The organism is Thiomonas islandica, assembly GCF_055383445.1.
In genome coordinates this window covers 756675-782927 of the sequence record NZ_AP042391.1, presented here as the reverse complement: position 1 = coordinate 782927, position 26253 = coordinate 756675, and the positions used below count along the sequence as shown (strand labels likewise).

The following is a 26253-nucleotide window of genomic DNA, read 5'->3' as shown; positions in this document are numbered from 1 at the left end:
GGCGACCGGTTCAGTCGTTTTCCGGGATGTGCACATAGGTGCGGGCGCGCACGTCGCGCACCAGCTCGTCGAAATCCTGCGCCGCCTTCTGCCGCTGCAGGATCTCCCTGGCGAGCGCGCGCTTTTGCGACTCGGTCAGCGGGCGCACGGCGCGGTCCACGAGCTGCAGCAGCACCACCTTGTTGCCCATCACGATGGGCGTCGACACCTCGCCTGGGTTCAGGCGTTGCAGCGCGGCGTCGAGCACCGGGTCGAGCTGTCCGGGCAGCACCCAGCCCAGATCGCCCCCCTTGGCCGCGGTTGCCGGATCCTGCGATAGTTCACGCGCTTTTTCGCTGAATTTGACCTTGCCGCTGCTCACCGCCTGCGCAACGGCATTGAGCTCGGCGCGGGCACGCTCGCGCTCGGCGTCGGTGGTGGCACGCAGCACGATTTCGCGCACCTCGCTTTGCATTGCGGTGGCCGGCGCAGCAGCCTCGCCGCCGACCTGCAGCAGCTTGAGGATGTGAAAGCCCGCGGCGCTGCGGATCACCGGGCTGATCTCGCCGGGCTGAAGGTTGCGCACGGTGTCGACGAACAGGGTGGGCAGCCGGTCGGCCGGGCGCATGCCCAGGTCGCCGCCTTGTTTGGCACCCTCACCCTGCGAGTCTTGGCGGGCGAGCTGGGCAAAGTCGGCACCGGCCTTGAGTTGCGCGGCAATGGCATCGATCTTCTGCTTGACCGCAGCCACCTGTTCCGGGCTGGCATTCTGTGGCACCGGCAGAAAGATCTGTGCGATGTCGTATTGCGTCTGCGCGCTGGCGCTGGCGTTTTGTCTGGCGAGAAATTCGTCGATCTGGCTTTCGGTCACCGGCGGCACCTGCGCCATGATGCGTTCGCGCAGGCGGTTGATGAGAATTTCGCGTTGGAGCTGGTCACGGTAAGTGTTCCAGCCCATGCCCTCGCGCTCGACCTCGCGGCGCAGTTCGTCGACGCTCAGCTTGTTGTTGCGGGCCACTTGTGCCACCGCGCGGTCCACCGTGTCCGCGCTCACGCCCAGGCCGGTCTGCTCAGCGTATTGCGCCAGCGCCAGCTCGTCGATCATCTGGTTGAGCACCTGCGCGCGCAGCTGCGCGGGCGGCGGCAGGGTGGCGCCTGCGGCCTGCGCCTGCTGGCGGGTGGCTTGCTCGCGCAGCCGCAGGTCGTAGTCGGTGATGACCTGATTGCCGACGATGGCGGCGATGCCGTCGCTCGATCGCGTGCTGCCGAAGCTCGAGGGCAGGGCCGGCGCAGCGGCCATCGGCGGTGTGGCCGCTTCCGGCGCACCCCCGGGGGCGGACAGTCCCGCGCCCGTGCCGGGGGGCAGCCGCAGGCCCTGCGCAGACGCACAGACGTTCGCAGTCGCCAGGGCGGCGGCCAGCAGGGTGCGAGACAAACGGGACTTATTCATAGTTGGCAAAGCGGCTCGGGGGTGCGGTGGATTGCTTGAGGATCTGATAGCCGGGGATATTCTGCTTGAGCGCAGATAGAGGATTGTTGCCCAGCCGGGAAAAGCCGACGAGCTCCAGCTGGAACAGCACCCGGGTGTAGGCAGTGGCCGGGGTCAGCGAGTTGCGCTGCAGCACGATCCGGCCGACCCAGCAACCGCCGTCGTACTCGAGGCCGAGCAGGCCGTCGTTCAAGCGCTTGTCCAGAATGCTGTAGTTGGCCTGCCCTACCGAATACCAGCGCGGGCTGAGCTGCCATTGCCATGCGGTGTTGATGTAGCGCAGCGGAATCTGCCCAGAGGCGGCGGTCTGGTAGAGGTAGCTGGAGCTGACGGTCTTGTAGGGTGCGGGCGACCAGCGCGCGCTCACGGCGATTTGCTGACTTTGCCTCAGGCGCATGTTGTACTGCAGCGCGGCGTTAGCGCTCCAGTGCGGATCGAAGTGGACGCTGGCCAGCGCGAAGGCGTCGTTCAGCCCGGAGGGAATGGGGTTGCCGCTGAGCACCACGCGCTGCGGCGAGAACAGCACCCGCTGCGCCAGGGTCAGCCGCCCGAGCTCCACTCCGGTCTGCGGGTCGAGCAGCCGCGTGGTGACCCCGCCGGTCAGGTTGTTGGCGTCGGCGATGCGGTCGTTGCCCGAGAACACATTGTCGGTGTAGATGGTGGAGAGGTTCAGGTCGAGGTCGGCGCTGTCGAAGTTTGGCAGGTTCTGCTGGTTGCGGTATGGGGTGTAGACGTAGTAGAGGCGCGGCTCCAGGGTCTGCGTGAGCGGCCGCCCTAGAAGCGTGATCGGGCGCTCGAACACCAGCCCGCTGTCCAGGCTGAAAGTGGGCACCGCGCGGTCGGCGGTGGTGGCGCCATCGGGCATCGGGGTGTCGGTGCGGTAGCGGGTGAGGTGCAGCGACAGCTTGGGCGTGACAAAGCCGCCAGGCCGTACCAGCGGCTCGCTGATCTGCGGGTTGAGGTATAGCCGGTCGCCGGAAATCGCCGTGGAGTTGGTGAAACGGGTGGCGGCTGCGTCGAACTGCCAGGTCAGGCCGGTGTAGTTCGCGCTTTGCAGATGGGTGTAGAACTGCGGCTGCTGGTTGTACGGCACGCCAATCGGCGCCACGGTGTTCTGCTGCGTCTGCCAGCGGTTGACGCTGAGTTGCATATAGCCCAGCGGCAGGCCATAGGTCAGACTGGCCTGCTGTGGCAGGGTGCGGTTGGCGCCGATGACCGGGTTGACGCCGCCGAAGTCCTGCCACCAGTTGTCGTCGGACACATGCTGATAGTTCAGCGCATAGCTCAGGCCGTGGCCGAGGTTGCCGTTTTGCTGCAGATACCCGGCCCAGCGGCTGCTGCCGCTGTCGGCGCCATCGGCGGGCAGCAGGTCGATCTGGCTGCGTCCGGAGTAGTCGGGCTGCAGCCAGCGCGTGGCCAGACTGCCCATGAAGCCGCGGCGCAGGATGATGCGGGGGGTGAGCGTGGCGTCGTAATTGGGCGCGATGTTCCAGTAGTACGGCACCGCCAGATCGATGCCGTTGCGGCTGTCCACGCCCAGGGTGGGCGGCAGCCAGCCGGACTTGCGCGCGTCGGTCAACGGAAAGCTGGCATAGGGCAGCGGCAGGATGGTCGCGCCCTTGAACACCACGCGGGCATCGCGCGCGGTGCCGGTGTTGTCGGCCAGGTTCAGGTCGAGATGCGTGGCCTGCACAAACCAGTCCACCGGGCTGGCGGTGCAGGTGGTGTAGGTGGCGTTGTCGGCCTGTACATGGTCGCGGCCGAGGAAATCGATCAGATCGGCGTGGCCATGCCCTTGCGTGACATTGAAGTAATAACTGGCGTCGGGCATCTGGCCGCGGTAGGTGTCGAGCTGCATGCGCAGCGACGGGCCGGAAAACAGATTGCCGCCGCGCAGCACGCGCACATGGCCGCGCGCTACCGCCTCGTTTTCGACGTAGTAATAGCTCAGCCGGTCGGCCTTGATCACCACACTGTGCTTGCGCAACTGCACATCGCCGCTGGCATGCACATCCACATTATTCTGCCCGGTGATTTTGTCGGCGATGACGAACAGCGGCTCGAACTCCTGTGCCTGCGGCGGCAGGTGTTGCAGCAAGTCCAGGCTGGGGGTGAGCTGCAGCGACTCTGCGGCATGCGGCGGATCGGCCAGCGCGGCGCGACTCCAGCTCAGCGCGAGGGCCAGCGCCAGCGGCGATAGACGAAGCGTCCGCGCAAGGCGTCGGCACGGCCCCGAGGCGCACGGGCGCAACGGGCGGGTCGGAGGCGGGAAAGGCACAGGAGTCGAGGTCGAGGGCGGCAGGCGCGTCGAGGTCATCGCCGCGCCGCTTGGCATCGCCGCGCTCGGGCGGCAGGCCGCGCGCGGCGATGCCTAAAATGTTCGCGGATTATAGGGAGCGCATTCCGCCCCGCTTTGCCCACACCGGCCGCCCTCACGCCATGACCTTCACCCCGTCCCCTGCACGCGCGCAGGCGCTCGAACACTGGCTGCAGGCCATCGCTCCGCGTCACGGACTGCAGCCCGGGAGCCTGCAGCCGGCATCGAGCGATGCGAGCTTTCGCCGCTATTTCCGCGTCCAGGCCGACGAGGGCAGCTTCATCGTGATGGATGCGCCGCCGCCGATGGAAAACGTGCGGCCCTTCGTGCGCATCGCCGCGCTGCTGGCGCAAGGCGGCGTGCAGGTGCCGCAGGTCCTGGAGCAGGACGCGCAGCAGGGCTTTCTCTTGCTCACCGACCTGGGCACCACCACCTATCTGCAGGCCTTCACCGCCCAGCCCGAGCGCGCAGACGACCTGATGCGCCAGGCGCTGGCTGCGCTGGTGGCGCTGCAGCGCATCGATGGCGCGGGTGTGGTGCCCGCCTACGATCGCGCGCTGCTGCAGCGCGAACTCGACCTGTTTCCCGAGTGGTTCGTGCAGACACATCACGGCCACATGCTCACCGACGCGCAGCGCGACGCTTTGCAGCGCGTGTTCGATGCGCTGATCGCCAACAATCTCGCGCAGCCGCAGGTGCTGGTCCACCGCGACTGGCACAGCCGCAATCTGATGGTCACGCCCGAGCGCAACCCCGGCGTGCTCGACTTTCAAGATGCGGTGACCGGCCCGATCACCTACGACCTGGTCTCGCTGCTGCGCGATGCCTACATCGCCTGGCCCGAAGAGCAACAGATCGACTGGGCGATCCGCTACTGGGAGCACGCGCGCAAGGCCGGCCTGCCGGTGGCGCCCGATGCTGCCGATTTCTACCGCGACCTCGACTGGATGGGTCTGCAGCGCGCGCTCAAGGTGCTGGGCATTTTTGCCCGCCTGCACCACCGCGACGGCAAGGCGCAGTACCTGGACGATCTGCCCGTGGTGCTGCAGCACACCCGGCTGGTGGCGGCGCGCTACGGCGCGTTCAAGCCGGTGCTGCAACTGCTCGACCAGATCGAGCAGCGCAGCCCGCAGGTGGGCTACACCTTCTGAAGGCTGGCTGCCGGCGATGCGTGCGATGATTCTTGCCGCCGGGCGCGGCCAGCGCATGCGCCCGCTGACCGACACCTGCCCCAAGCCGCTGCTCGCGGTCGGTGGCAAGCCGCTGATCCAGTGGCAGATCGAACGCCTGGCCGCAGGCGGCTGGCGCGATCTCATCATCAACACCGGCTGGCTAGGATCGCAGATCCCGGCGGCGCTGGGCGACGGCAGCGCCTTCGGCGTACGCCTGCGTTACTCGCCCGAGCCCGCCCAGGCGTACGAAACCGGCGGCGGCATCGCCACCGCGCTGCCGCTGCTGGGGGAAAAGCCGTTCGTCGTGGTCAGCGGCGACATCTACACCACCTTCGACTACGCCCAGCTGCACGCGGTCGCGCAGCGCATCGCCACCGCGCCGCAGCGCACCGCGGCGCACCTCGTGCTCACGCCCAACCCCGCGCACAACCCGGATGGTGATATGGCGCTGGACGCGCAAGGCCGCATCCGGCGCGACGGCGCGCGGCTGAACTACGGCAACATCGGCGTGTTCCACCCGGCGCTGTTCGCAAGCCAGCCCCGCGCACAGGCGTGGAAGCTGTTTCCCTGGTTGTACGCGACGGTGGATGCCGGCCGGGTGAGCGGCGAACTGTTCCGCGGCGCCTGGCACAACATCGGCACCCCCGCGCAACTGGCCGCGCTCGATGCCGAGCTGCGCGCCGCCGCGCAAGACCCCGCAGCCCGCGCTTCGCCCGCCGCCGGCTAGGCTTTGGCCTGATTCGCACCCTCACCGCTTTGCCATGCCCGATTCCACCCTGCTTGCCCGCTGCGCCGCGCGTCGCGCCGAAGTCGTCCGCTGGCTTGCCGCAGCCGGCGGCGGTGTGGCCATCCTGCCCACCGCGCCCGAAGTGATGCGCAACCGCGATGCCGACTACCCCTACCGGCACGACAGCTATTTCTACTACCTCACCGGTTTCACCGAGCCGCACAGCCTGCTGGTGCTGCAGGCCAGTGCCTGCGGGCACAGCCGCAGTGTGCTGTTCTGCCGCGACAAGGACATGGAGCGCGAAATCTGGGACGGTTTCCGTTGGGGGCCCGAGGCTGCGCGCGAGGCCTTCGGTTTCGACGTCGCGCTGCCGATCACCAGCCTCGACGCCGAGCTGCCCAAGCTGCTCGCCGACCAGCCCGCGGTGTGGTGGCCGTTTGCGGTGCATCCGGGACTGGAAACCCAGGTCGAGCGCTGGCTGTCTGCGGTGCGTGCGCAGGCCCGCACCGGTGTGACCGCGCCGCGCACCCAGCACGATCTGTGCGCCGTGCTCGACGAAATGCGGCTGTTCAAGGACGCCTACGAGCTCGACACCATCCGCCGCGCCTGCGCCATTTCCGCGCAGGCGCATATCCGCGCGATGCAGGCCAGCAGAAGCGGCCTGCGTCAGCCCCCGCCGCAGGGCCTGCGCGAATACCACCTCGAGGCCGAGCTGCTGCACACCTTCCGCTTGGGCGGTGCGCAGGCGCCGGCGTATGGCTCCATCGTCGCCGCTGGCGCCAACGCCTGCGTGCTGCACTACCGCGCCAGCGACGCCCCGGTGCGCGCGGGCGCGCTGGTGCTGATCGACGCCGCCTGCGAACTCGACGGCTACGCCAGCGACATCACCCGCACCTTTCCGGCCGATGGCCGCTTCACCGGCGCGCAGCGCGCGCTCTACGACGTGGTGCTCGAAGCGCAGCAGGCCGCGCTGGGGGCCGCGGTGGAGGGCGCGCGCTTCACCGATCCGCACGACGCCGCGCTGCGCGTGTTGGCGCAGGGTCTGCTCGACCACGGCCTGATCGATCGCAGCAAGGCCAGCGATGTCGACGGCGTGATCGCCACCGGCGCATACAAGCGCTTTTACATGCACCGTACCAGCCACTGGATGGGCATGGACGTGCACGACTGCGGCGACTATGCCGAACCGGGCGAGGCCGTAGACATCCAGCCCGACGGCAGCCGCAAGCGCCCCGCGCGTATCCTGCGCGAGCGCATGGTGCTGACCATCGAGCCCGGCCTGTATGTGCGCGCCGCAGACGACCTGCCTGCCGCGTTCCACGGCATCGGCATCCGCATCGAGGACGACATTGCCATCCGCGCCGCCGGCCAGCCCTGCGAGATCCTCACCGCCGCCGCGCCCAAGACCGTGGCGGACATCGAGGCGGTGATGCGTTGAGGGCGCGGTCGGGCGCGCGCGGCGGCCTCATACCCTGCGGTGCCGCAGCGCCGGCAGGTTTTCCCGGTAGCGCGCGATGCGCTCGCGCTCCAGGGTGGCGGTGACCACCGCTTCGCCTTCAGCCTGCATCGCCAGCACCTCGCCCCAGGGATCGACGATCATGCTGTGGCCCCAGGTGCGGCGGCCGTTTTCATGCACACCGCCCTGCGCGCTGCCCACCAGATAGGCCAGGTTCTCGATCGCCCGGGCGCGCAGCAGCACTTCCCAGTGTTTTTCGCCGGTGGTGTGAGTGAAGGCGGCGGGCAGGAGGAACAGGTCGCACGCCGCGGGTTGTGACAGCGCCCGGAACAGCTCTGGAAAGCGCAGGTCGTAGCAGATCGCCAGGCCGACGCGCAGACCCTCGCAGTCGAACGCGACTGGCTGCGTGCCAGGAGTGATGCTGTCGGCCTCGGCATAGCGCTCGGTGCCGCGTGCGAAGGCGAACAGGTGCATCTTGTCGTAGCGCGCCACCAGCTCGCCTGCGGGGTTGAACACCAGGGTGGAGTTGCGCACCCGGTTCGGGTTGGGGTCTTCCAGCGGCAGCGTGCCGCCGGCCAGCCACAGGCCGTGGCGGCGCGCGGCGTCGGCCAGAAAGTCCTGAATCTTTCCGCTGCCGGGCTTTTCGCGCACGCGCACCTTGTCGGCGTCGCTCTGGCCCATGAGGCAAAAGTATTCTGGCAGCACGGCCAGGCGCGCGCCCTGCGCGGCGGCCTGGGCGAGCAGGCTGTCTGCACGCTGCAGGTTGGCGTCAACGCAGGTGCTCGAGACCATCTGAATGGCGGCGACTTTCATCGGTGGGTGCGGTGTGGTGATCGACTGCGCCAGCTTACGTCAGGGCGCCGCCGGTGTGGCACCGCCGGGTTTGGGTGCATCTGGCGAGACTTCGGTGACATTGGGCGTGACCCAGGTGCCGGTGATGTCGTACACATGGGTGAAGGCGCGCGCCAGCGGCTCGCGGGCGATGTATTGGGCCAGGAAGGTGCCCAGGCCGATGACCGGGTTGACCAGGGCATAGGCCAGCGAGGCCGCACCGGCGTTGATGTTGGGCACCACGACCACGCGCAGGTTCTGTGTTTCGTTGGCCAGGTTGGCACTGCCTTCGATGCGCACGCTGGCGGCCACGCCGCTCATGCGGAAATCGCGGGTGGTGGCCACGCCATGACGCACGGTGACGTCGGCGTCCACCTTGTCGAACGCAAAGCCCGAGGCGAACAGGTCGCGAAAGTCCAGCGTGAAACGGCGCGGCAGGCTTTGCAGGCTGAGCACGCCCAGCAGCTTGGCGATGCCCGGGTCGGCCTTGAGGAACTGTCCGGGACCGAGCGACAGCGTGAACGCGCCGTCCAGGGTCGGGAAATCCAGGCTTAACGGCGAGCCCAGCCAGGCCAGACGGCCGGTGATCTCACCCTTGCCGCCCTTGAGCAACCCCGGCTTGCCCAGGGTGGCGAGCAGGCCGCCGGCGTCGCTGATGGCAAGCTTGAACTGCATCACGGTGCGGCGCGCGGGTGAGGCGGCGTCGCTGCTGCCCGGGGCGGTGAGCTGTGCACCCAGTGCGGTCCAGCTGCCGCTACCAGTGAGCACGCCGTCGGGTGCGCTGAGCGAAAAATGGGTGAGCTGCCATTCCTTGCTGCCGTCGATCCGGCCACGGTTGACCGCCTGCACGACCAGGCGGTCGAAATGGTGGCCGTGCAGATCGACGTTGTCGGCCACGATGTCCAGCGCCGGAATGCTCTTGGGCTGCTCGTCGAGCAGCTGCTCGACGTCCGGATCGCTCGACCTGGGCAGTTCCAGCCGCGCCAGCCGGGCGCTGAGCGTGCCCGGGTTGTTGCCGCTGCCGATCTGCCAGCCCAGATAGCCCGAGAGCTGCTTTGCGTTCACATTGGCCTGCAGCAGGTTGCCGCTGCGGCTGCCGCCGATCACCACCTGGCTGATGACGCGGTGCATCAGGGTCAGACGTCCGATGTCCAGCGCCGCGGTGGTGGGCAGTAGCGCGGTCAGCCCGCTGTCCTGGCCGGCCTGCAGCACCACGGGGGTTTGCGCAGAATGCGCGGGCAGTAAAGGCTTGATCGCAGCCTCCCAGGCGTCCAGATCGAGTGAGGGTAGGCGCACATTGGCCTGCACCGAGTTCACCGGCTGTGGCAGCGCGACCTGTGGGCCGATCGCCAGGGCGCCGCTGAGCACACGCAAGCCATTGGGCAGACTCGCCCCTCCCCCACCTGGAGGGGGAGATTGGGAGGGGGCTGCCGCCGCAGCAGGCGGATCTTCGATGACATACCGCGCCTGGGCGATGTCACCCAGGTCGATCTGCACCACACTGCGCGCCGCGCCGTCGGCGCCGGGGGGCAGCGGGGTGCGGGTGTACAGCAGCGACTCGGAGGCGGCAGCAGGCTTGCCCAGCGGATAGGGCAGATCGATCGCCGCGCCCACCAGATTGGTGCGTAGCTCCAGCGCGGCTTGGGTTGCGCCGGGCGGCTGGGTAATGGTCAGGGTGTAGGGCGCCTGGCCGTGCAACACCTTGCCCAGGGTTTGCATCCAGTCCTGGCCGGCGGCGCGCAGGCCCGCGCCGCTGAAGCTGCCGCTGGCCTGCAGTCGTAGCGCCTGGCCTTGCTGCTGCCCGCCGCGCAGGCTGACCGGGCCGCCTAGCACATCGGGTGCGTTCAGCGCCAGGCTGAACCCCGCATGGCTGAAATCCACCGTGCCGCGCACCCCGGGAAACGGCGGCAGATCGGGGCTCCAGCGCAGATCGACGCCCTGCAGCATGGCCTGTCCTTTGAGGGTGGCGGCCTGCATGTCGCCGAGCGGCAGTTTCAGCGCGATGTCCAGCGCCACCATCCCTTGCGCCTGCACCGTGTCGAATACGCCGCCCAGCCGGCGGTTGATCGGGCTGTCGGTCAGGTAGCGCAGCAGATCTGCAGCAGGCGCCTGTGCCTTGCCGCCGATGCGCAGCACGCCGTCATGAAAGCTCGGCAGGCTGCCGTTGACTGCGGTGATGCGCGTGCCGTAGACCTGCGCCGAGGCGTTGCGTACCTGCAGGCTGTGCGAGGTGAGCAGCAGCGTGCCGCTGACCTCGGTGAACTCCGGCCACAGAGCGTTGGCATGCGCGGTGGCGGCGCTGGCGGTCTGCCCCGGCGGCAGCATGTTGCGCGGCGCGTAATTGAATACGCCGTGCTCGATCTGCGCGCTGACCTGGAACACGCCGAGCCGGGCCGGGGTGTCGAACGGAAAGTCCTCGACTCGCCCCTTGACTGTGAAATCCACCTGCCTTGCGCTGCCCGCGGCGATGGCGCTGCGCAGATAGTCGCGGGTGTGTAGGGATATGTCGATCGGCAGGTAACGCCACACCGCGCGGGCGTCGGCACGGGTGAGCCGACCCTGCAGATCCATACTGCCCAGCCCCTGCGGCGCGCTGCGCCAGACCAGCCGCGCCTGGCCTGCGGCATCGGCATTGGCAAAGGTCAATCGCCGGGTGTCGAGCCGCCAGTTGCCCTGTCGGTCGCGCTTCCAGTCCAGATCGGCCTGTAGGCTGTTTAGGCCAAGGCGAGCCGGCGCGAACACCAGTGGCAGATCGAGCGCGCCGTTGTCCATGATCAGCTGCGCGCTGCCGCCCGACTGCGTGGCGCTGAGCGTGCCCGACAGCCCGCTGACTCCGGGCAGGTCGGCCGGCAGTTGCAGTGCTTTGGCTGCGTCCTTGCCTTGGGCGATCAGGGGCTTCGGGTCGGCTGGTGGCGTGGGCTCGCCAGGCCCGGCCGGGCTGTTCCAGTGCAGATCGGCAAATTGCGCCCGCACGCTGTAGGTCGCTGGCAGGCCCGTGGGAGCCGCGCCCTTGGGCCAGCTGGCCTGCAGATTCAATCCGAGCAGGTGGCCTTGCGGCTGCAGCGCAGTCAGGCGCGCGTGCCAGAGCGCGGGCAGCGGCAGGCGTTGCGCCAGCGCGGACAGCGCGCCCAGATCGAGGGCGCCGGTCTGCAGGCGGGCCTGCGCGGCGCCGTCCTGCGGCTGCTGCCAGCGCCAGTGGATCGTCACCGGGGTGAGGGCCTGCCCCTGCGCGGTGCGCAGCTGCAGGTTCTGCAGGCTGGCGTCCTCGCCGCCGGGCAGCGGCGCCCAGGTCATGCGCGTGCTCAGACTGTCGAGCGCAAACGGCGGCAGCGCGGCGGTGGCGCGCAGCGGCGCCGGTGTGGACGTCGACGCCAGTTCGATGGCCACGCCGCGCAGCGCCAGATCGGCGGTCAGCGCAGTGAGAGCGCCACGGTCGACCTGTGCCCAGGCGCGCACCGAGCCGCGTCCGGTCTGCGTGCTCGCCGGCAGGTGCAACGGCAGCTGCGGCTGCAGCGCGGCCAGATCGACGCCCTGCACCAGGCCGTAGAGCTGGCCCTTCCAGCGCGAAAAGTCGGCGGTGTGGCGCAGGAACAACGGCTGACGGAAGCTGGCGCGCAGGTCGATCGGGCCGCCGAATGCCGCAGGCGGCACCGCGGTGAGCGCGGCACGGTGGCTGAGCAGGCTGTTGCGCAGCAGGATGTTGACCTGCGACAGCGGCAACGGCGGTGCATGCTGCACGGCATTCACCCAGGTCAGCCGGCTGTCGAGGATGAGGATCTCGTCCTGCTCGAACAGCCAGTCGGCGAACTGTTGTGCTGCATCGCTCTTAGCAGTGCCGCTCAGCGCAATGCGGATGCCGCCGATGTCCAGATGGTTGGCGTCGGGCCGAGTGATGGTGAGGTCGGCGCCGCGGATCACCAGCTGGTCGAAGCTCAGGGTCAGGCGGGTGAGGCTTTTCCAGCTCGGCGCAGCCTGCACTGCAGCGAACTGCAGCGCCGGCTGGCCCTGCGGGCCGTCGATGCGCACATCGTGTAGCGAGAGCTGCGGCATGAGGCCGTGCCACTGGGTGCGGATCGTGCCGATGTGCACCGGCAGGCCCAGTGCGCGGCTGCTGGCCTGTTCCACCCACGGGCGGAACTGCTGCGCGTTGGGGAGCACGGCGTAGCGCAGGGTTAGCAGCCCCAGGCCGAGCACGAAATACACCGTCAGCACGAGCAGAACAGCCGCTTCCCAGATGCGGGTGGCGGCGCGCAGCGACAGATGGAGCACAGACAAGGCAGACGGCGCGCGAGGCGGAAAAAGCCGGGAGGCAACGCAATCGATGGTAGTCAATCCCCCGCGTCTTGCGACGCAGCCCCTGCTGCGCCGCGAGGGCAATCCAGCGCATGGGCAACAGGCTCTGCGCGCGGCCGGTGCAGCACCGGCGTGGCTGGAATATGCTGCGCCATCCTTTGCCGTGGTCAGACCGAATCGATGGAGTTGTCGCAGTTTTCCCGCTTTTACCGCCGCCATGCCGGTCGTTTCGACGATGTGCTGGCGCTGTGGTCGCAGGGCATTCCCGACCGCGCCGCGCTTGATGCCGCCAGTGCCACGCTGCAGCAGGTCGGTGCCGCGCTGCCGACCGCGCTGCGCCGGGTGCGCAACGCGCTGATGCTGCGGCTCATCGAATCTGATCTGTCGGGGGCGCCGCTCGAGGCCGTCTGCATCGGCATCAGCGATCTGGCAGAAAGCGTGGTGGACAGCGGGCTGCGCGCGGCGCACGCTGAATTGCGTGCCCGCTATGGCGTGCCACGCACCGCAAGCGGCGAGCCGGCGCAGTTCCTCGTGGTCGGCATGGGCAAGCTGGGCGGGCGCGAGCTCAATGTCTCGTCCGACATCGATCTGGTGTTCGTGTACGACGAAGATGGCCAGACCGACGGCGCGGTCTCGCTGAGCAACCGCGAGTATTTCGGCCGTGTGGTGCGCGCCTTGGTGCCGCTGCTGTCGGACGCCACCGCAGACGGTTTCGTGTTCCGCGTCGACACTCGGCTGCGGCCCAACGGCGACAGCGGCCCGCCGGTGGTCAGCCTGGCGATGCTCGAGGAGTATTTTCTGGTGCAGGGGCGCGAGTGGGAGCGCTTTGCCTGGCTGAAGTCGCGCGTGGTCTCGCCGCTGGACAGCCCCGCTGCCGTGCGCGCGGCGCAGGCGCTGGACGCTGTGGTCGAGCCTTTCGTCTGGCGGCGCTATCTCGACTTCGGCATGCTCGAAGCCCTGCGCGCGCTGCACCGGCAGATCCGCACCGAGGCCACCAAGCGCGCCGCCGCACGGCCGGACAGGGCCAACGATGTCAAGCTCGGGCGCGGCGGCATCCGCGAAATCGAATTCATCGTGCAGTTGCTGCAGGTGGTGCGCGGCGGTCGCATGCCGCAGATCCGAGAGCGTGCCACTCTGCCTGCGCTCGACCTGCTGGTGCAGCACGGTCTGCTGCAGGCCGAGCCCGGACAGCGGCTGGCCGCGAGCTATCGCTTTTTACGGCGGCTGGAGCATCGCATCCAGTACCTCGACGACGCGCAGACCCACAGCATGCCCGCCGAGGACGCCGACCTGCACGCGCTGGCCTGGGCGATGGGCTTCGTCGACGACGCCGCCGAGCTGCGCGCCGCCTGCCCAAAGGGCTGCAAGCTGCTGCGCGAGCTCGACAATGTGCGCGAATTCGTCGCCGGCGAGTTCGACGCCCTGCTGCACAACGGCCCGCAATGCACTGGCTGTGGCCGGCCGCCGGAAACCATGGATGCGGTGCGCCACCGTCTGGCCAAGGCCGGGCTGGCGCATGATGCCATCGTCGCCCGTCTCAAAGCGCTCGAAACCTCGCCGCGTTATGCCGCGCTGAGCGAAACCGGGCGGCTGCGGCTGCTGCGCGTGCTCGACCGCGTGATCGGCATGGCGGTCGAACGCCCGGGCGCCGTGGTCTGCCTCAGCCGCCTGATCGACCTGCTCGATGCCATCGGTCGGCGCGAAACCTATCTGGCCTTCTTCGCCGAACAGCCTCCTGCGCTGGCGCGGCTGTGCAATGTGCTCGAAACCTCCGCCTGGGCGGCGGACTACATCAAGCGTCATCCCGCGGTGGTCGACGAACTCATCACCCCGCCGGGAGAGCGCTTCCATGCGGACACCTATCGCCTGGAGCTGCTGCGCCAGCATGCCGCGCTGGTCGAGCGCGGCCGCTGGGACGCCGGCGAGGGCATGGATCTGCTGCGTCAGGGTTTTCATGCCGAGATGTTCCGCACCCTGTCGCGCGATCTGGCCGGGATGCTGCGGGTCGAGCAGGTGGCCGACGAACTCTCCGCGCTGGCCGATGCCACGGTGCAGCTCGCGCTCGAATGGTGTTGGAAGGAGCTGCCGCAGCGCCACCGCGCGCAGCCGGCGTTCGCGGTCATCGCCTACGGCAAGCTCGGTGGTAAGGAACTGGGCTACGGCAGCGACCTCGATCTGGTCTTTCTCTACGACGACCCGGCGGACAACGCGCCCGACATCTACGCCGCATTTGCGCGCAAGTTGGTGTGGTGGCTCACCGCGCACACCGCAGCCGGGCGGCTGTTCGAGATCGACACCCGGCTGCGCCCCAACGGCAACGCCGGGCTGCTGGTCACCAGCCTGGACGCGTTCGACGCCTACCAGCGCGGCCGCGGCAGCAACACCGCGTGGACCTGGGAACACCAGGCGCTGACCCGCGCGCGCTGCTGCGCCGGCGATCAGGCCATCGGCGCACGGTTCGAGGCCATCCGCATCGCGGTGCTCACCACCCGGCGCGACCGTGACGCGCTGCGCCGCGAAATCCTGGCGATGCGGCAGAAGGTGGCCGACGGTCACCCCAACCGCAGCGGCCAGTTCGACGTCAAGCACGACCCCGGTGGCATGGTCGATGTCGAATTCGCCGTGCAATACCTCGTGCTGGCGCATGCCGCCGACTACCCGCAGCTCACCGCCGATCTGGGCAACATCGCCCTGCTGGGCATGGCCGAGGCGCTGGGCCTGCTGCCTGCGGGCGTCGGCCGCGCCGCTGCCGACGCCTATCGCGAACTGCGCCGCATCCAGCACCGCGAACGTCTGGCCGGCGCGCAGGCCGCGCGGGTGACCGCAGACAGCCTGCAGGCCGAGCGCGCTGCGGTGCAGGCGCTCACCCGCGCGGTGTTCGGCGCGCAGACTCTGCCCGCGGCGGATGCCGCGACTGCGGCCCAGCCGGGGCGGCCCATCGCTCAGACAAGCTGAAGCCAAGAACAGAAATTATCAATTCCTCTTACTGACGGCTGCGCATACGATGCGATGCGCAGCCGACGTCCAGCCCCGACTGGGCAGCGGCACGATCGGAACCGCGGCGGGCGCTCCCGCCGCGTGCGCGTCCTCTCCTGCGCTCACTGAGCCCCAGCCCGATGAACTGGATCGAAGTCGCCGTCCTAGCCTTGCCCGCGTTGCCGTTGCTGTCGGCTGCCCTGGTGCCGCTGCTGTGTGGTGGGTCCAAGCGGCGTGCGGCGCAGTGGAGTATCGGCGCCATCACCCTCACCCTGGTGGTGGCGCTGGTGCTGCTGGTGTATCACCTGCGCGCCGGGCTGGACGCGCCGGCGCAGTTCGTCGGCCTCGGTCAAGCCGGGCTGCTGCTCGATCCGTTGAGCACGGCCATGACCGTGCTGGTGGCGGGCATCAGCCTGATCGTGCATGTCTACTCGCTCAACTACATGGCCGACGAGCCGGGCTATGTGCGTTTTTATGCCCTGCTCGACCTGATGACCGCGGCGATCCTGCTGATGGTCTGCGCGGGCGATCTGGTCACGCTGCTGATGGCCTGGTTCGCGGTCGGTCAACTGCTGTATTTCCTGCTCGGGCACAACACCGAACGCCCGGCTGCGGGGCGCTACGCGTTCTGGACCTACATCACCTACCGCCTGGGCGACCTGGCGCTGCTGGGCGCGGCGCTGCTGCTGGTGCGGGGGTACGGCGCCTGGGATCTACCCACGCTGTTCGAGCGCATCGGCGCCGATCCGCATCTCCAGCTCGGCGGGGTGGCGGTGGTGCCGCTGGCCGGGCTGCTGGCGGCGCTGGCAGCGTTTGCGCGTTCGGCGCAGTTTCCGCTGCACACCTGGTTGCCCTACACCATGGACGGCCCAACCCCAGTGTCGGCGCTGATGCACGCGGGCATCGTCAACGCCGGTGGCTTTCTGTTCAACCGCCTGGCGCCGCTGTTCATCCAGGCGCCCGATGTGCTGCATCTGGCCTTCATCGTCGGGTTGGTCACCGCGTTGCTGGGCTCGGCGCTGATGCTTACGCAAAACGACATCAAGAAATCGCTCGGCTATTCCACCATGGGGCAGATGGGCTTCATGATTATGGAGTGCGGGCTGGGGGCGTTTTCGCTGGCGGTGTATCACCTCATCGCGCACGGTCTATTCAAGGCCACACTGTTTCTTGGCTCGGGCAATGTGATCGGCGACACACGCAAGGACGACGGCGTGCCGCCCGATGACATCTACACCTTCGTCGCCGAGCGTCGCCCGGCGCGCTCGGTGCAGGTGCCGTGGCTGCTGGCCGCGCTGATCACCGTGTTGGTGCCCGCCGTGGTGCTCGGGCTGTCGCACTGGCTGGTGGCGGCCAACTTTTTCAACAAGCAGGGCGCGGTGATCCTGCTGTTCTTCGGCTGGGTGACCGGCGCGCAGGTGTTCTTTTCCATCCACAAGCTGCCGAGCGAAAATCCCTGGCGGTCGCTCACGCTGATCTTCCTGTCCTTTCTCATCGTGGTGGTGGGCTACACCCTGATCGCGCATGCGTTCGAAACCTTCCTCTACCCCGACCCAGCACTGCGGGATGCAGGCTACGCCGCGGCTGGCATCAACCTGCTGGCGTTCGACATCCTGGTGGTGTTCCTCACCGTGGTGCTGGTGGGCGCCTGGCTGGTGACCTTCTACGCACATTCGCTTGATCTCGAAGGGCGGCAGGGCAGCCTGTGGAATGCGGTCTACCTCAATCTCTACACCCTGTTCTCGCGCGAGTTCTATCTGTCTGACGTCTATGTCCAGCTCTCGCGTGCGCTGGTGAGCTGGGCCAAGCGCATCAACGTCTGGCTGCGCTGGGTGTGAGTGGGCAGACCATGATGACCGAACTCGCTCTTGCGCTGCTGGCCCTGCCGCTGTTTCCTGCCAGCCTGCTGGTCAATGCCGTGTTGCAAGCCGTGCCGGTGTGGCTGCGCATTCCGGCACTGCTGGTGCTGCCTGCCGGTGGAGCGCTGCTGCTGGGCATGACACCGGTGCCCGCGGGGCCCTTGGCGCAGGGACTGAGCGCTTTGGCAGCACTGACTGCGCTGCTGTATGCCTGGCGTCTACTGGCGGTGCGTGAGGTCTTCATCTGGGCGCGGCTGCAGGCCACCTCGGCCTGGCCGCTGGTGTGGCTGGCCTGGCTGCATGGCATGCAGGCCGAGCGGCTGCTGGCCGTGGCCGTGGCACTGACCGTGCCCGCCGCAGTGCTGATGATCCTGGCCTGCGGTCTGCGCCGGCGGCTGGGGGCGGCCTATCCGGGGCTGCAGGGCCGCATCGGGCCGGCCTACCCGCGGCTTGCTGGCGCCTGGGTGGTGGCGCTGCTGGCCGCGCTGGCGGCGCCACCGTTTCCCGGATTCTTTGCGCTGCTGGCCGTGCTGCGGCAGCTGCCTGCGCTGCTGGTGCTGACGGTGCTGACGGTGTGGCTGGTGTGGAGCTGGGCGGCGGCGGTGCTGTGGCAGCACGCGCTGTTCGGTCCGTTGCAGCCGCGTGCCGAGGGCACCACAGACCTGTCGCGCGGCGCGGTGCTGGTCTGGGTGCTGTTGGCGCTGGCAGCGATGGCGGTGAGTCTGATCGGAGGTTGGGGATGGTCGATGCACTGAATCTGGGCCGGCGCCTGCGGGTGCGCTCGACCGCGTACGTGGCGGGCGAGCCCGTGCCGTATTTCTGGCCGATGCGCACCTTCATTCACCACAACCCACTGTACGGGCTCGAGCACTTGCCGTTCGAGCAGGCGGTGCGCCGCGGCGCGGAGTTGTTTCACGCGCGCATGTTCCTGTCCCGCAGCCACTATCAGGCCTGGGAGCGTCAGGGCAAGGTTTGCCGTGCGACGGTCGAGCAAGAGCTGTCCCGGCGCAGCCAGGCGTTGCCCGCGGTGCCGCAGGTGGACTGGCCGCGCTGGCTGGATGCGGTGATGCACGCCGCTAGCGATCGCGACCCGGTGGATCCGCGGGCGCGGCCTGCCGATGTGCACGCGGTGCTGCGCGGCGTGGCGCTGCCCGCAGACCAGGACGATGCACAGGTCACGCCCGACGTGCTGCGCCAGCGCCTGCGCGGACACACCTTGCCTGAGGCGGTCGATGCGCTTTGGGGTACGCAGATCGCCACCGAGCTCGACGAACTGGTGATCAAGAGCTGCCTGGATTTTTTCGATGAGGATCAGTCGTCCTGGCGCATGCCGGGACGCGAGCGCGGGCTGTTTGCCGCCTGGAGCGAGATCGCACGGCGCAATGCCCGGCTGTTCCTGCGCGGCCTGCATGTGCGGCGCATCCTCGACGCGGTGCAGGATGGCGAAAGCGCGGTCGTGCATGTGATGCAGGAGTTGGGCATCGCCGCGGACGACTGGCCGGACTACTTCACCCGCGAACTCACCCGCCTGCACGGCTGGACCGGTTTCGTGCGCTGGCGGGCCTCGGCCAAGCATTACTACTGGGCGCAGCGCTACCCGGCCGACATCGTCGATCTGCTGGCCATCCGCCTGGTGGTCGGTCTGGCGCTGGTGCAGGAGAGCGCGCGCCACCGTCGCACCCCGGCCAATCGCGAGCAGCTCGATGCCCTGCTACGCGAGCGCACCGCGGAATGCGCGCTGCGTCTGGAACTGCACAGCGGCGAGGTCTTGCCGGACTGGGCGCATCGCATCGACGACGCGCTGGCTCGCGGCAACCGTGCGCGCTGTGACGCCTTGCTGCGCGACTACGCACCGCAGGCGCGGCTGCAGCGGGCGCAGGCACAGGCCGCCGCGCTGCGCACGCTGGCGCAGGTCGCGGGCGCTGAGGCCGTACTCGAGACGATCGATACCGCGGGTCTGGCCGGGCTGATGCAGGGCTTGCAAACGTTTGCCGAGCAGGAGGGCATGGTCTGGACCCTGGGGATGGAAGCGCAGGCGATCGACCGTTTGCTGGCCAATATTCAGGTGCCACAGGATCTACCTGCGAGCAAGCGGCCATTTGCCCAGGCCATGTTCTGCATCGATGTACGCTCCGAGCCGATTCGCCGCCATCTCGAGCGGGTGGGTGACTACCAAACCTTCGGCATCGCCGGGTTCTTCGGGGTGCCGGTGGGTTTTCTCGGCTATGGCAAGGGCAGCGAGGAGCATTTCTGCCCGGCGGTTGTCACACCGAAAAACCTGGTGCTCGAGCTGCCCGCCGTGCTCGACCCGAGCGACGAAGACTTCGTCAGCACCCTAGGACATGTGCTGCACGACCTCAAGAGCTCGGTGCTGTCGCCGTATGTGACGGTCGAGGCCGTGGGCATGCTGTTCGGGCTCGATCTGTTCGGCAAGACCCTGGCGCCGCTGGGCTACAGCCGCTGGCGCCGGCGCATCGACGGCGACAAGCCGGTCACCCGCTTGCTGCTTGACAAGCTGACCCGCGAGCAGGCCGACTCCATCATCCGCACCTTGCAGCGAGCGATGATCGTCAAAGCGCTGCGTGCCGAGCTGCGCATCGAGCGCGAGCGCGTAAACGACGCGCTGATCCGCGAGCTGCGCGAAACCGCGTTGCGCCACCGCGACGGCCCGACCCGCCTGCAGTCGGACTTCGGCATCAGCGCCAAGGCCGAGGCCGAGTTCATCGACAAGCTGCGCGAAATTTACCGGGTCGATCCCGACTACGCCAACTACCAGCTGGTGCGGCTGGGGCGCATCGGCTACTCGCTCGACGAGCAGGTCAACTATGTGCACACCGCGTTGACTATGATCGGACTGACCGAGCAGTTCTCGCGCTTCGTCCTGATCGTCGGGCACAACGGCCAGACCGAGAACAACCCTTACGAGTCTGCGCTCGACTGCGGCGCCTGCGGTGGCGGCTCGGGCCTGGTCAATGCGCGTGTGCTGTCGCAGATGGCCAACAAGACCGCGGTACGCGAGCGCTTGCGCGACAGGGGCATTTCCATTCCCGAGGACACATGGTTCCTGCCCGCGCTGCACAACACCACCACCGACGCGGTGGAACTGCTCGATCTGGATTTGCTGCCGCCGCAGCTGCTGGTCTATCTGGAGCGATTGCGCAACGGCCTGCGCGCCGCATCGCGGCTGGCCGCGGCCGAGCGCATGCCCAAGCTGCTGCCGCGTGCGCGCCCTCTCGAGCCGGCAGAAGCCTACCGCCTGTCGCACCGCATGGCGGTGGACTGGGCACAGACCCGACCTGAATGGGGATTGTCCGGGAACCTCTACGGCATCATCGGTCGGCGCAGCCTGTCGCAGGCGGCCGATCTGCAGGGGCGGTCGTTCCTGTTGTCCTACGACTGGCGCTGCGACCCCAAGGGGCGTCTTCTTGAGAACATTCTCGCGGCGCCCGTCGTGGTGGGCGAGTGGATCAACCTGGAGCATTTTTTCTCCACCGTCGATAACGCCCACATGGGCAGCGGCAGCAAGGTCTATCACAACGTGGCCGGCCGCTTCGGCGTGATGACCGGCAACCTGTCCGACCTGCGCACCGGGCTGCCGATGCAGACCGTGATGCGCGAGGGCAGGCCTTACCACGAACCGATGCGGCTGATCGCGCTGATCGAGGCGCCGCTGGATTTCGCCGCGCGTGCGCTGCAGGCCGTGGTCAAGGTCAAGAGCCTGGTGCTCGGCGGGTGGATTCGCGCCATCGTGATCGACCCGACCCAGGGCTACAAACCCTATGTGTACAACAACGGGCAGTGGGAGGAGCGCCCAGCGCTCGCACCCATGCCGCAGGAGGAAGCCGCCATATGAACGCCATCAAGCTGCACCCACTGAAAAAGCTGGAAATCATCCTCGAAGGCGCACACAAGGAGTTCGCCACCGATCTGCTCGATCGCGCCGGAGTCAAGGGTTACACCATCGTGGGCAACCTCTCCGGCAAGGGCAGCCACGGCTTTTACGAAGGTCATCTGATGTTCAACGAGGACGATGCCCTGCTGATGATCATCGTTGCCGTGCCGGAAGAACTGGTCGGGCCGCTGCTCGAAGGCTTCCAGGCATTTTTCGAGGCGCATTCCGGCGTGGTGTTCATCTCGGATATCCAGGTCGGTCGTCTGGTCAAGTTCCGTGATTGAGCGCTGAACCTGATGCGTGGATTGTTCAGTTAGTCTGAACGAATGTGTTGTCGATATAAATTGATTCTTATGTGAACTGGGCGGTATTCTCTGCCTCGCCTTCAGACCTGTGCTGCGCCCCCGGGATGTCCCGGCGCACTGCCCGGGCCCAAAGGACACGGTGCTGCATCGCAAGGTCGCCCATGGTGTTTCATCCGGCGCGCGCTGCATGCGCGCCACGGCGTATTTCGGGAAGGCCGTCCCTGTGCAACGGTCGAACATTGGATTTTTTGTCGCGTTTCATCGCTAAGGAGTGATCGATATGGCAGTCAAGACCTATCAGGCCGGCGTCAAGGAGTACCGGCAAACCTACTGGATGCCGGAGTACACGCCTCTGGACACCGATCTATTGGCCTGCTTCAAGATCACCCCGCAGCCGGGCGTCGATCGGGAGGAGGCCGCCGCCGCCGTGGCCGCCGAGTCGTCTACTGGCACCTGGACCACGGTGTGGACCGATCTGCTGACCGACCTGGACTACTACAAGGGCCGCGCTTACCGCATCGAAGACGTGCCCGGTGATGACACCTGCTTCTACGCTTTCATCGCCTATCCGATTGACCTGTTCGAAGAGGGTTCTGTGGTCAACGTGTTCACCTCGCTGGTGGGCAACGTGTTCGGCTTTAAGGCCATCCGCGCGCTGCGCCTGGAAGACGTGCGCTTCCCGCTGGCCTATGTCAAGACCTGCGGCGGCCCCCCGATGGGTATCCAGGTCGAGCGCGACAAGCTCAACAAATACGGACGCCCGCTGCTGGGCTGCACCATCAAGCCCAAGCTCGGCCTGTCGGCCAAGAACTACGGTCGCGCGGTGTACGAATGCCTGCGCGGCGGCCTGGACTTCACCAAGGACGACGAGAACGTCAACAGCCAGCCGTTCATGCGCTGGCGCGAGCGCTTCGATTTCGTCGTCGAGGCGATCCAGAAAGCGGAAGCAGAAACGGGTGAGCGCAAGGGTCACTACCTCAACGTCACCGCGCCGACGCCGGAAGAGATGTACAAGCGCGCCGAATACGCCAAGGAAATCGGCGCGCCCATCATCATGCACGACTACATCACCGGCGGTTTTTGCGCCAACACCGGTCTGGCCAACTGGTGCCGCAACAACGGCATGCTGCTGCATATCCACCGCGCCATGCATGCCGTGCTCGACCGCAACCCGCATCACGGCATCCACTTCCGCGTGCTGACCAAGATCCTGCGTCTGTCGGGTGGCGACCACCTGCACACCGGCACTGTGGTGGGTAAGCTCGAAGGCGACCGCGCCTCCACCCTGGGCTGGATCGATCTGTTGCGTGAATCCTTCGTGCCGGAAGACCGCTCGCGCGGCATCTTCTTCGACCAGGACTGGGGCTCGATGCCTGGCGCCTTCGCCGTGGCATCCGGCGGCATCCACGTCTGGCACATGCCGGCGCTGGTCACCATCTTTGGTGACGACTCGGTGCTGCAGTTCGGCGGCGGCACGCTCGGCCACCCCTGGGGCAACGCCGCCGGCGCCGCGGCCAACCGTGTCGCGCTGGAAGCCTGCGTCCAGGCCCGCAACGAAGGCCGTCAGGTCGAGAAGGAAGGCAAGGAGATTCTCACCGCTGCCGCCCAGCACTCGCCCGAACTGAAGATCGCCATGGAAACCTGGAAAGAGATCAAGTTCGAGTTCGACACGGTCGACAAGCTGGACGTCGCCAACAAGTGATCGCGCCTGCGGCGGTCGCCACCTGCGCGGCTGCCGCCACCTGCCACCGATAGCCTCGAAAGGAATTCATCATGGCCAATGTGCAAGCCTACAAGTCCACCAAGAAGTACGAGACCTTCTCTTACCTGCCGCAAATGACGCCCGAGCAGGTCCGCCGCCAGATCGCCTACGCCATCGCGCAGGGCTGGAATCCCGCGGTTGAACACACCGAAAAGGGCACGCCCGCAAGAGTGAGCTTCTGGTACATGTGGAAGCTGCCGATGTTTGGTGAGCAGTCCGTCGACGCGGTGCTGGCCGAAATCGAAGCCTGCCACCGCGAGTTTCCCGACCACATGGTGCGCTTCGTGGCCTACGACAACTACGCCCAGAGTCAGGGCACCGCGTTCGTCGTCTACCGCTGAGCCCCCCGGCGGGCGTGACGGCTGTTGCTGCCGCGTCCGCCGCTGATGCCGTGTCCTGCGGCCCGCGTCCTGGGTCGCCCCGAATCCCCGACTCCCCGACTCTCTGCATCGAGGTCCACCATGACAAACCCTGCCGATCGCCATGCGCAGGCGACCCTCTCGGGTCGCGAGCTGGCACTCAAGCGGCGCCAGGCCATGGCCTTGCACGGCAAGGCCGCAGCGGCCAGACCGTCCGCCACGCCGATGCGTGTCCGGTCGGAGTCGCCCGCCGCGCCGATGTCGGCGCAGCAGCGGCCCGCGCCGGCTGCGTCCTACGCTGCCGCAGTGCGGGCGATGCCGGCGTTCGAGGCGCCGCCTGCCCTGCCGCCGGCCAGCCTGAGCCCGGCCAGGGCGCGCCGGCTTGCGCTGTCGCAGCAGGGCAAGGCGGCGCTGCCGGCGCAACAGGCCGCTCCCGCCAGCCGCCGCCCGAGTGCGCATCTGCGTCCGGGTGCCTCAGCGGGCATGGGGGCTGGCGAGACCGCCGGGCGGGCCGGATCTTGCGGCTGCGGGGTGAAGGCCGAGTGTGGCTGCGCCCCGGCGGCGTCTGTCAGCGCGGCGGCATTCTCGGGCACGGAAAACCAGGAAGTCGCGCGAGACATCGTACGTGCTGTGCCAGTGGCCAGTGGGCGTGCGCTGGCGCAGGCGCGCCGCGCCGCCTTGGCGCAAGATGGCAAGGCTGGGTTGCGTCGCGTGGCGCAGGCCACCAAGATTGCCGCATCGCTGCCAGGCCAGGACTGGCAGGCTGCGATGACCAAGGGTGCCACCGCGCGCCAGGTGGCAATGCAGCGCCGCCATGTGCAGTCGCTGGTCGGCCGCGCTGGGGCGGCGAGCGACAGCACCCCCCGTCCTTCGGGCAGGATGAAAGCGCGTGACCTGCGCGCTGCAGCCGTGCCGCCCAAAGTCGAGGAGGGGCATACCCTGTCAGGCCAGCGCGTCACCGGCACCCAGGTCGAGCGCAGCCAGCGGGTCACCGGCAACGAGCCGGGTTCCTGCCGGGTGATCACCGGCACCGAGTACATTGGCACGGAACAGTTCGAGACCCTGTGCAGTACCCGCCCAGCGCCCAATCCACCCAAGGTGGGGGTCAGCACCACCCTGCGCGAGCAGCGGGTGACGGGCACCGAGGTCGGCCGCTCGCCCAAGGTCACCGGCGACGAGCCCGGCGCCTGCCGCATCGTCACCGGCACCGAATACCTTGGTGCGGAGCGCTTCGAGCAGTTCTGCGACACCCGGCCGCCTGCTGGGCCGGTCAAGGTCGGCCGTGGCACGACTGAAATGGGGCAGCGCTTCACCGGCACGCTGGTGGACCGTCCGGTCAAGGTCACTGGCGGTGAACAGGGTGCCGACCGCGTGATCACTGGTACCGGCTACACCGTCACCGCGCCCGATCTGGCGCCGAACAAGGTCGAGGTGACGACCACCCTGCTGGGCAAGCCGGTGACCGGCACCGGCATCGGCTCGCGCAAGGGCATGACCGGCGATGAGGCCGGCGCCTGTCGCCCGGTGACCGGCACACAATACTTGTCGACCGAGCAATTCGTGCAGTTCTGCAATACCGAGGTACCCAAGCCGCCGCGCAAGGTCAGCGTCATGTCCAGCCGTGACGGCCAGAGCGTGACCGGCACCGACGTGGGCCGCAGCCCGCGCGTGACCGGCAACGAAGCTGGCGCGTCGCGTGCCGTGACCGGAAACCAGTATTTCAACACCAAGGATTTCGGCGGCGCGGTGAATGCGGCCCCGTCCAAGGTCAGCGCCATGCAGACCCTGGGTGGCCGTGTCGTGACCGGTTCGGAGGTCGCGCCCAGCCCAAAATTGTCCGGTGATGAGTCATACGGGTGCCAACCCGTCACCGGCGTCGATTACATCGGCACCCAACAACTGGCCGTTGTCTGCGAGGCGCCGCCCGTGATCGAGCCGGTCGCCAAGGTGGCGACCGACCAGACCTGGGGTGGTCTGCCGGTCACCGGCAGTCTGCCTGCGCCCAGCGCTAAAGTCACTGGTACCGAGGCTGGCGCCTGCGCGCCAATCAGCGGCAACGGCTACTACGGTCAGGGGCAGTATGCACAGTTCTGTCCGCCTTCCGCGCTGCAGCAGCAGCGCAACGTGCTGCGCGACAGCGCCACCATTCTTCTTCGTGCGATTACCGGCGACCGGCCTGGCGCTGGGGGTTCGGTGATGACAGGAGACGAGCGCGGCGCGTGTGAGCCGGTCACCGGCACGCCCTATGTCGGGTTGGACACCCTGCCGGCGCAATGCGCTACCAGCGGCCGCTTCGTGCCGCGCGTGCGCCCTGCCGAGCCGCCGGTGCGCGAGGCTGCGCCCCGGGCGTTCAGCATCGTCACCCCGGGCCATGCCTCGCTGGGTCGCGAGCGCGATCAGGGCGTGACCGGCAGCGCGCTGGGCACCGAGCGCATCACCGGGTCGATCAACAAGGCCGAGGGCCTGATCACCGGCACGCCCGAATTCCGCAAGCAGGACGTGCAGCGCCTGCAATCGCTGCAGCAGGAGCAGAAAGACGCGCTGCAGCAGAGCGCAGCCCAGCGCCTGAGCGGCGAAGGCAGTCAGCAAGGCCCGCGGATTTCCGGTGATGTGTGGCTGGACAAGTCGCGCGTGACTGGCACCGAAGGCACGTCTAGCCTGGTGCGCAATCCGTCGCTGCGCGGCGAGCCGCGCGGTGCGGGTCGTAATGCGATGAGCTTTCGCGACATCGAGCGCCCCGAGCTTGCGTCCTCTCGCGTGACCGGCTCGGCCGGCACCACCGTGCGCGGCGCGCCGGTCACCGTCTCCGGCGGTGCGCGCGGCTGATCACGGGACT

The 26253-nt window shown here is 68.1% G+C and carries 15 protein-coding genes; 11 read left to right on the top strand and 4 right to left on the bottom strand.

Going from position 1 to position 26253, the window contains the following annotated elements:
• Positions 1–10: 10 nt before the first annotated feature.
• Both ACZ47F_RS03770 and ACZ47F_RS03765 read right to left on the bottom strand, forming a co-directional pair.
• Positions 11–1429, bottom strand: coding sequence for a peptidylprolyl isomerase (locus tag ACZ47F_RS03770; RefSeq protein ID WP_464925963.1), 1419 nt, complete (start codon positions 1427–1429; stop codon positions 11–13).
• Complete coding sequence (locus tag ACZ47F_RS03765) at positions 1422–3785, bottom strand: LPS-assembly protein LptD (protein WP_464925962.1); 2364 nt, start codon at positions 3783–3785, stop codon at positions 1422–1424. Before ACZ47F_RS03765 ends, ACZ47F_RS03770 begins: the two co-directional genes overlap by 8 nt.
• A 122-nt stretch (positions 3786–3907) precedes the next feature.
• Between ACZ47F_RS03765 and ACZ47F_RS03760 the strand changes: the two genes are divergently transcribed.
• From ACZ47F_RS03760 to ACZ47F_RS03750, 3 genes are read left to right on the top strand one after another with little or no spacing between them, the layout of a single operon-like run.
• Positions 3908–4936 carry an aminoglycoside phosphotransferase family protein gene (locus ACZ47F_RS03760; RefSeq protein ID WP_464925961.1) on the top strand — a complete coding sequence of 343 codons (1029 nt, stop codon included), beginning with the start codon at positions 3908–3910 and terminating at the stop codon, positions 4934–4936.
• A 25-nt stretch (positions 4937–4961) separates the two neighbouring features.
• Positions 4962–5684, top strand: a complete 723-nt coding sequence (gene murU, locus ACZ47F_RS03755) for an N-acetylmuramate alpha-1-phosphate uridylyltransferase MurU (RefSeq protein WP_464926567.1) — start codon at positions 4962–4964, stop codon at positions 5682–5684.
• Between the two features lie 34 nt (positions 5685–5718).
• A complete protein-coding gene (locus tag ACZ47F_RS03750) occupies positions 5719–7122 on the top strand; it encodes an aminopeptidase P N-terminal domain-containing protein (RefSeq protein WP_464925960.1) in 1404 nt (467 codons plus the stop codon).
• A 27-nt stretch (positions 7123–7149) separates the two neighbouring features.
• On the opposite strand, the gene ACZ47F_RS03745 is transcribed toward ACZ47F_RS03750, so the two are convergent.
• Both ACZ47F_RS03745 and ACZ47F_RS03740 read right to left on the bottom strand, forming a co-directional pair.
• Positions 7150–7953, bottom strand: coding sequence for a carbon-nitrogen hydrolase family protein (locus ACZ47F_RS03745; RefSeq protein ID WP_464925959.1), 804 nt, complete (start codon positions 7951–7953; stop codon positions 7150–7152).
• A 39-nt stretch (positions 7954–7992) separates the two neighbouring features.
• The gene (locus tag ACZ47F_RS03740; RefSeq protein ID WP_464926566.1) at positions 7993–12240 is read right to left on the bottom strand and encodes a YhdP family phospholipid transporter; all 4248 of its coding nucleotides are present in this window, start codon (positions 12238–12240) and stop codon (positions 7993–7995) included.
• Between the two features lie 204 nt (positions 12241–12444).
• Here ACZ47F_RS03740 and glnE point away from each other — a divergent pair, with 204 nt between their 5' ends.
• From glnE to ACZ47F_RS03700, 8 genes are all read left to right on the top strand, one after another.
• Positions 12445–15219 (top strand): bifunctional [glutamate--ammonia ligase]-adenylyl-L-tyrosine phosphorylase/[glutamate--ammonia-ligase] adenylyltransferase, encoded by a 2775-nt coding sequence (gene glnE / locus ACZ47F_RS03735; protein WP_464925958.1) that lies wholly within the window; start codon positions 12445–12447, stop codon positions 15217–15219.
• A 161-nt stretch (positions 15220–15380) separates the two neighbouring features.
• Positions 15381–17078 carry a proton-conducting transporter transmembrane domain-containing protein gene (locus ACZ47F_RS03730; RefSeq protein ID WP_464925957.1) on the top strand — a complete coding sequence of 566 codons (1698 nt, stop codon included), beginning with the start codon at positions 15381–15383 and terminating at the stop codon, positions 17076–17078.
• 14 nt (positions 17079–17092) lie between these two features.
• Positions 17093–17854: a hypothetical protein gene (locus tag ACZ47F_RS03725; RefSeq protein ID WP_464925956.1), complete on the top strand. Its 762-nt coding sequence runs from the start codon at positions 17093–17095 to the stop codon at positions 17852–17854.
• Positions 17839–20952, top strand: coding sequence for a DUF2309 domain-containing protein (locus ACZ47F_RS03720; RefSeq protein WP_464925955.1), 3114 nt, complete (start codon positions 17839–17841; stop codon positions 20950–20952). The genes ACZ47F_RS03725 and ACZ47F_RS03720 overlap by 16 nt, the downstream gene beginning before the upstream one ends.
• Positions 20949–21275: a P-II family nitrogen regulator gene (locus ACZ47F_RS03715; RefSeq protein WP_464925954.1), complete on the top strand. Its 327-nt coding sequence runs from the start codon at positions 20949–20951 to the stop codon at positions 21273–21275. Before ACZ47F_RS03720 ends, ACZ47F_RS03715 begins: the two co-directional genes overlap by 4 nt.
• Before the next feature lie 301 nt (positions 21276–21576).
• Complete coding sequence (locus ACZ47F_RS03710) at positions 21577–22998, top strand: form I ribulose bisphosphate carboxylase large subunit (RefSeq protein ID WP_464925953.1); 1422 nt, start codon at positions 21577–21579, stop codon at positions 22996–22998.
• Positions 22999–23069: 71 nt separating this feature from the next.
• Positions 23070–23399, top strand: coding sequence for a ribulose bisphosphate carboxylase small subunit (locus tag ACZ47F_RS03705; protein ID WP_464925952.1), 330 nt, complete (start codon positions 23070–23072; stop codon positions 23397–23399).
• Positions 23400–23519: 120 nt separating this feature from the next.
• Complete coding sequence (locus tag ACZ47F_RS03700; RefSeq protein WP_464925951.1) at positions 23520–26243, top strand: CsoS2 family carboxysome shell protein; 2724 nt, start codon at positions 23520–23522, stop codon at positions 26241–26243.
• Positions 26244–26253 lie beyond the last annotated feature (10 nt).

Coding starts and splice junctions, on each gene's coding strand:
- ACZ47F_RS03770 (WP_464925963.1), bottom strand. CDS start 1,429: ATGAATAAGTCCCGTTTGTCTCGCACCCTGCTGGCCGCCGCCCTGGCG.
- ACZ47F_RS03765 (WP_464925962.1), bottom strand. CDS start 3,785: ATGACCTCGACGCGCCTGCCGCCCTCGACCTCGACTCCTGTGCCTTTC.
- ACZ47F_RS03760 (WP_464925961.1), top strand. CDS start 3,908: ATGACCTTCACCCCGTCCCCTGCACGCGCGCAGGCGCTCGAACACTGG.
- murU (WP_464926567.1), top strand. CDS start 4,962: ATGATTCTTGCCGCCGGGCGCGGCCAGCGCATGCGCCCGCTGACCGAC.
- ACZ47F_RS03750 (WP_464925960.1), top strand. CDS start 5,719: ATGCCCGATTCCACCCTGCTTGCCCGCTGCGCCGCGCGTCGCGCCGAA.
- ACZ47F_RS03745 (WP_464925959.1), bottom strand. CDS start 7,953: ATGAAAGTCGCCGCCATTCAGATGGTCTCGAGCACCTGCGTTGACGCC.
- glnE (WP_464925958.1), top strand. CDS start 12,445: ATGGAGTTGTCGCAGTTTTCCCGCTTTTACCGCCGCCATGCCGGTCGT.
- ACZ47F_RS03730 (WP_464925957.1), top strand. CDS start 15,381: ATGAACTGGATCGAAGTCGCCGTCCTAGCCTTGCCCGCGTTGCCGTTG.
- ACZ47F_RS03725 (WP_464925956.1), top strand. CDS start 17,093: ATGACCGAACTCGCTCTTGCGCTGCTGGCCCTGCCGCTGTTTCCTGCC.
- ACZ47F_RS03720 (WP_464925955.1), top strand. CDS start 17,839: ATGGTCGATGCACTGAATCTGGGCCGGCGCCTGCGGGTGCGCTCGACC.
- ACZ47F_RS03715 (WP_464925954.1), top strand. CDS start 20,949: ATGAACGCCATCAAGCTGCACCCACTGAAAAAGCTGGAAATCATCCTC.
- ACZ47F_RS03710 (WP_464925953.1), top strand. CDS start 21,577: ATGGCAGTCAAGACCTATCAGGCCGGCGTCAAGGAGTACCGGCAAACC.
- ACZ47F_RS03705 (WP_464925952.1), top strand. CDS start 23,070: ATGGCCAATGTGCAAGCCTACAAGTCCACCAAGAAGTACGAGACCTTC.
- ACZ47F_RS03700 (WP_464925951.1), top strand. CDS start 23,520: ATGACAAACCCTGCCGATCGCCATGCGCAGGCGACCCTCTCGGGTCGC.